This is a genomic window from uncultured Brevundimonas sp. (assembly GCF_947305955.1).
Taxonomy (GTDB): domain Bacteria; phylum Pseudomonadota; class Alphaproteobacteria; order Caulobacterales; family Caulobacteraceae; genus Brevundimonas.
The window spans coordinates 1-5032 of sequence record NZ_CAMZFB010000084.1; the positions used below are offsets into that span (position 1 = coordinate 1).

Consider the following 5032-nt stretch of genomic DNA (forward strand, 5'->3'; position numbering starts at 1 on the left):
AGGATTCGAACCTACGACCAGCCGATTAACAGTCGGCTGCTCTACCACTGAGCTCCCGCGGAACATTGCCCCGAGGGAGAGGCGCGTATAGCAGCGAGGTTTCGGGTTTTGCAACTGCTAAAATGCAGAAATGGTCCGGAAATTTCATTCACTGTGTAACGCGCCCTGTGCGCTAGGTTAGGGGGCATGACGCCGATCCTCGTTACCAGTGCCGACCATCCCGCCGTTCAGCCTTTTCGCGATGTGAAGGAACGGGACCTGACGGGGCGCGATGGCCTGTTCATCGCCGAGGGCGAGGTGGTGCTGAATGTCCTGTGTTCGCCGGCCAGCCTGTGCGAGCCGGTGTCGGTTCTGATCGCGCAAAAGCGGTGGGAAGGGCTGGCCTCCTTGCTGTCACGCCTGCCGGAAAGCGTGCCTGTTTATGTGGCCGAGCAGGATATGCTGGACCAGATCGCGGGCTTTCACCTGCATCGGGGGATACTGGCGCTGGGGCGAAAGCCGCAGGCGGTCGATATGGACGGCTTGCTGGATGGAATCGAAGCGCGGGATTCGCAGCGGACGGTTCTGGTGGTCGCCAGCGGAATCGGTAATCACGACAATATGGGCGGCATTTTCCGCAACGCGGCTGCGTTTGGCGCGGAAGCCGTCCTGATGGATTCGGCGTGCTGTGATCCGTTTTATCGCAAGGCGATCCGCGTATCGGTGGGGGCTGTGCTTCGCACGCCCATGGCGCGGGTAGGGGCGGCGTCCGACATCGTCGAGCGTCTGAAGGCGAGGGGGTATGAGGTTCTGGCGCTCACCCCGTCGGCCACAATGCAGCTGAGCCAGTACAAGCCAAAGGTCCGCACGGCGATTCTATTGGGCTCGGAAGGACCGGGCCTTCCCCAGTCGGTGATCGAGAGCTGTACGCCCGTGGGAATCAGAATGGCCGGAGGCTTTGATTCTCTGAACGTGGCGGCGACCAGCGCGGTGGCATTGCACCATCTGGTATTTGGCTAGGCTTGGACTTTGGTGGCGCGCTCACCGCCTTTCGACAGAGCCGCGCCGAATCCAACAAGGCAATGAAGGTCGATCGGGATGCCGAACGTTGGCCCTGTGCTGCGCCTTGCGGCTGCTTTCGACCGCTCTGACTTCTGCCAGCTAGAGGATTGAGTTTCAGGCAAAAGAAAACCCCGCCGTAGCGGGGTTCCTTTGGTCTCTGCAGCAGTGGAGGCCTGACCGGGAATCGAACCCGGGTGCAAGGATTTGCAGTCCTCTGCGTCACCACTCCGCCATCAGGCCGTTACCCCGAGGGGCACTGCGTTGCTGCGAGGAAGGGGTGACTACCTGATTAGTTTGCGGTTCGCAACGTAGAGTCTTATAAGCGCGGCAGATTTTTTTGCCTTAGTCGCCTTCAAGGACACCGAAACATGGATTTCGCCGCCGCTCGCAAGGTCATGGTGGACAGCCAGGTCCGCGTAAATGACGTCACGAACCGCGAACTGCACGCCGCAATGGGTAGCGTCGAACGCGAGCGCTTTGTGTCGCCAGAGCGCGCCTTTTCTGCGTATGCGGATGTAATGCCGGAAGTGGCCGCTGGCCGCCGCCTGATGCTGCCGCGCGATATGGGCAAGCTGCTGGAAGGTGCCGAAGCCAAGGCTGGCGAAAAGGCTCTGGCTATCGCCGCTCCGTATGCTGCGGCTGTGCTGGCCAAGGTCGGCCTCAAGGTCACGGCTCAGGATTCGGTTCAGGACGTGTTCGACGTCACGGGCGCGGCCCTGGCTGACTACGGTGTTGAAACCGTGGTTGCGCCGCTGGGCCAGCCGGTCGGCGAAGGCTATGACGTCATCATCTCTGAAGCCGCTGTTCCGGTACGTCAGGATGCTTGGATCGCCGCGCTGGCAAACGGTGGCCGTCTGGTCGTCGTCGAGCGTTCGGGTCCGATCGGCAAGGCTGTTGTCTATGTGAAGGGTGCCGAGGGTGTCTCGCGTCGTGAACTGTTCGATGCGACGCCTGATCTTCTGGCCGAACTGGCACCGGCTCCGGCCTTCGCCCTCTAAGGCCGAGTTTAATTTCTCGACGCAGCGAACGACGGACCTGTGCGTTCTGTGCGTGAAAAAAACTTAACTGGCGTAGATGGGCCGTTGCGCCCATTTACGCCAACCTAGGATTACAAAAGGGTGGCCCTGATCTCGGGGCAGTCAGGAACAGGTTTATGTTGAATCGCTCGCGCGTTTTGGCCTCGGTGGCAGTGGTAGCCTTGATTGCAGGCGGTGCTGTTGCTCCCGCCTCTGCGGAATCACTGCGCGATGCTGTGGCATTGGCCTATCGGACCAACCCGACGCTGCTGGCCCAGCGCGCCAACCAGCGTGCTCTTGACGAAACTACGGTTCAGGCCCGCGCTGGCCTTCGCCCGACCATCAGCGTTTCGGGCGGTGCCAACTATCAGCACACTGATTCCGACCGTGTGGTGATGACGTCGCCGTCGACCATCATTCCGATCGATACCAATGGCGACGGCATTGCCGACGCCACGGGCACCATCCCGGGCACCACCACGGTGACGGGTGGCTCGCGTGAAACCGATTCCCTGAACGCCAACGTCCAGCTGTCGCAGACCATCTGGTCGGGTGGCCGTACCACCAACGCTATCAAGGCTGCGGATGCCAACATCCTTGCTGGCCGCGAGAACCTTCGCTCGGTAGAGCAGGGCGTGATGCTGAACGTCATTCAGGCCTATGCCGACGTTCTGCGCGACATGGAAATCCTGCGCGTCCGTCAGGAAAACCTGCAGGTTCTGCGCCGCCAGCTCGAAGAATCGAACGCCCGCTTTGAAGTGGGCGAGATCACCCGTACCGACGTGGCCCAGTCCGAAGCGCGTCTGGCCCAGTCGGAATCCGATCTGGCACAGGCTCAGGCCCAGCTGTCGGTGTCGCGCGCATCCTACGCCACCTATGTCGGGCAATCGCCGTCGAATCTGGAAGCGCTGCCGCCGCTGCCGAACGTGCCGAGCGATTTCGATCTGGCGCTGGATACGGCACTGGCCAACAATCCGGCCATTCTGGGTGCCCAGTATGAACTGCAAGCCGCAGAGGCCAATGTGGCCGCTGCCCGCGCCGAATACCGTCCGACTGCACGTCTGACGGCGTCGTACGGCGGCACCTCCAACGAATTCACCAATGCCGACCTGTCGGCCAACACCAGCTTCAGCGCAGGCGCACAGGTGTCGGTGCCGCTGTTCACCGGCGGCCTGAACCGCTCGCGTGTGGCGCAGGCTCTGGAGCGTGCCAACGCTGCCCAGATCAACATCGAAGGCCAACGCCGCTCGGTGCTGCAGGCTGTAAGCTCGGCCTACGCCCAAGCCCTGTCGGCCCGCTCGTCGCTGGAAGCCGGCGAGCAGGCCGTCCGCGCCGCCTCGGTCGCTGCCGAAGGTGTCCGTCAGGAAGCCCAAGTGGGTCTGCGTACCACGCTGGACGTCCTGAACCAGGAAGTCGAACTGCGCAGCGCGCAGGTGGCGCTGGCCTCGGCCCGTCGCAACTATTACGTGGCTCAGGCCCAGCTGCTGTCGGCTATGGGTGGCCTGACGGGTCCGGAACTGGATCCGACGCTGGCGGTCTATAGCGCCGAGGACAACTATAATGCCGTTCGCAACCGTGGCGCTCTGCCGTGGGACGGTGTGGTTGAGGCCATTGATGCTATCGGTTCGCCGCGCATCACCCCGACCCAAGACGTCGAGGATGCGCCGGTTGACCGCGAGCTGAAGGGCGAAATCGTCCGCACTTCGCGCGGCGACTAAGGTCCGGTTTCGGTCCGTCATCCCCCGCAAAGGGAAAAAGGACCGTTGATTCTGTCATGCGATGGTGCCACCTAGGTTGGTAACAACTGACGCGTGCGTTGTAGATTCCGGTTTTCTTAAAACTTATGGTTTCTGCTTTCGTGACGACAGTTTGCTGACATCAGCTAGCCAAGGCCCGACATGACTGATCAGACCGCTCAGGAACCGACAATGGAAGAGATTCTGGCGTCCATCCGCCGGATTATCTCTGAAGATGACGCGCCTGCTGAAACCGCAGCAGAGGCCGCTCCCGAGCCGGTCGCTGAAGCGGTTACGGCTCCGGAGCCTGTGATCGGCCCGGAGGTCGAGGAAGAGGTTCTCGAACTGACCGAGCCGTATGAGGCTCCGGCGGCAGAAACTATCGGGGACCTAGAGGTCAGCCCGCCGATCGTCGAGCCGGAACCGGAACCGTCGATCGGTGACTTCCCTGTCGCCATCGATGACGCACTGGTCAGCGATGCAGCGGCAGCCGAGGCAGCCAATGCCTTTGCCGGTCTGGCGGCTGTCGGTCGTCCGGCTTCGGCGGCACCGGCACAAGACCTGCCGTTTGACAGCGGCAACACCGTCGAGGGTATGGTCCGCGAAATGCTGCGCCCGATGCTGAAATCGTGGCTGGATGCCAACCTTCCGGCCATTGTCGAACGTGAAGTTCGTAAGGAAGTAGAGCGCATCGCACGCAGTGCGAGCTAGCCCTCGGCTTCGCCTGAGATTAAATGAAGGGGGCGGCTCCGGCGGGGCCGCCTTTTTCTGTTGTTATTTATCCCACTCGGCGCGTCCATCGCGCTAGAGACAAAGACATGACCATGCTTGAGAAGACGTTCGATCCGAAGGCCGCCGAGCCCCGCCTGTATGCACAGTGGGAAGAGAGCGGGCTGTTCGCCCCCAAGACTGACGGCGCTGCCGAAGCCTATTCGATCGTCATCCCGCCGCCGAACGTCACGGGCAGCCTGCACATCGGCCACGCCCTGAACAACACGCTTCAGGACATTCTGGCCCGCTATAACCGCATGAAGGGCAAGGCCGTCCTCTGGCTGCCGGGCACCGATCACGCGGGTATCGCCACCCAGATGGTCGTCGAGCGCAAGCTGGCCGCCGAAGGCCAACCGGGCCGCCGCGAGATGGGCCGTGACGCCTTTGTCGAGAAGGTGTGGGAGTGGAAGGCCGAGTCGGGTGGCAACATCATCCGCCAACTGCGCCGTCTGGGCGCATCGTGCGACT

The 5032-nt window shown here is 62.2% G+C and carries 5 protein-coding genes and 1 tRNA gene; 5 read left to right on the forward strand and 1 reads right to left on the reverse strand.

Annotated elements, in window-relative coordinates; translation table 11 throughout:
- The first annotated feature begins 186 nt into the window (after positions 1 to 186).
- Positions 187 to 999 carry an RNA methyltransferase gene (locus Q0Y42_RS13890; protein WP_297804960.1) on the forward strand — a complete coding sequence of 271 codons (813 nt, stop codon included), beginning with the start codon at positions 187 to 189 and terminating at the stop codon, positions 997 to 999.
- Positions 1000 to 1207: 208 nt separating this feature from the next.
- Here the strand turns inward: Q0Y42_RS13890 and Q0Y42_RS13895 are convergent.
- Positions 1208 to 1281 (reverse strand) — tRNA-Cys (locus tag Q0Y42_RS13895).
- Positions 1282 to 1409: 128 nt separating this feature from the next.
- Here Q0Y42_RS13895 and Q0Y42_RS13900 point away from each other — a divergent pair.
- The 4 genes from Q0Y42_RS13900 to Q0Y42_RS13915 form a co-directional block, all read left to right on the forward strand.
- Positions 1410 to 2039 carry a protein-L-isoaspartate O-methyltransferase gene (locus tag Q0Y42_RS13900; RefSeq protein ID WP_297804963.1) on the forward strand — a complete coding sequence of 210 codons (630 nt, stop codon included), beginning with the start codon at positions 1410 to 1412 and terminating at the stop codon, positions 2037 to 2039.
- A gap of 155 nt (positions 2040 to 2194) precedes the next feature.
- The gene (locus Q0Y42_RS13905; RefSeq protein ID WP_297804966.1) at positions 2195 to 3775 is read left to right on the forward strand and encodes a TolC family outer membrane protein; all 1581 of its coding nucleotides are present in this window, start codon (positions 2195 to 2197) and stop codon (positions 3773 to 3775) included.
- A gap of 180 nt (positions 3776 to 3955) precedes the next feature.
- Positions 3956 to 4504, forward strand: coding sequence for a DUF2497 domain-containing protein (locus Q0Y42_RS13910; RefSeq protein WP_297804969.1), 549 nt, complete (start codon positions 3956 to 3958; stop codon positions 4502 to 4504).
- Between the two features lie 113 nt (positions 4505 to 4617).
- Positions 4618 to 5032: class I tRNA ligase family protein (locus tag Q0Y42_RS13915; protein WP_297804974.1), on the forward strand; the 415-nt coding region annotated here is incomplete at its 3' end.

Bases quoted from the DNA above. Each gene is read 5' to 3' on its own strand.
- Q0Y42_RS13905 (WP_297804966.1), top strand. From the start codon at position 2,195: ATGTTGAATCGCTCGCGCGTTTTGGCCTCGGTGGCAGTGGTAGCCTTG.
- Q0Y42_RS13910 (WP_297804969.1), top strand. From the start codon at position 3,956: ATGACTGATCAGACCGCTCAGGAACCGACAATGGAAGAGATTCTGGCG.
- Q0Y42_RS13900 (WP_297804963.1), top strand. From the start codon at position 1,410: ATGGATTTCGCCGCCGCTCGCAAGGTCATGGTGGACAGCCAGGTCCGC.
- Q0Y42_RS13890 (WP_297804960.1), top strand. From the start codon at position 187: ATGACGCCGATCCTCGTTACCAGTGCCGACCATCCCGCCGTTCAGCCT.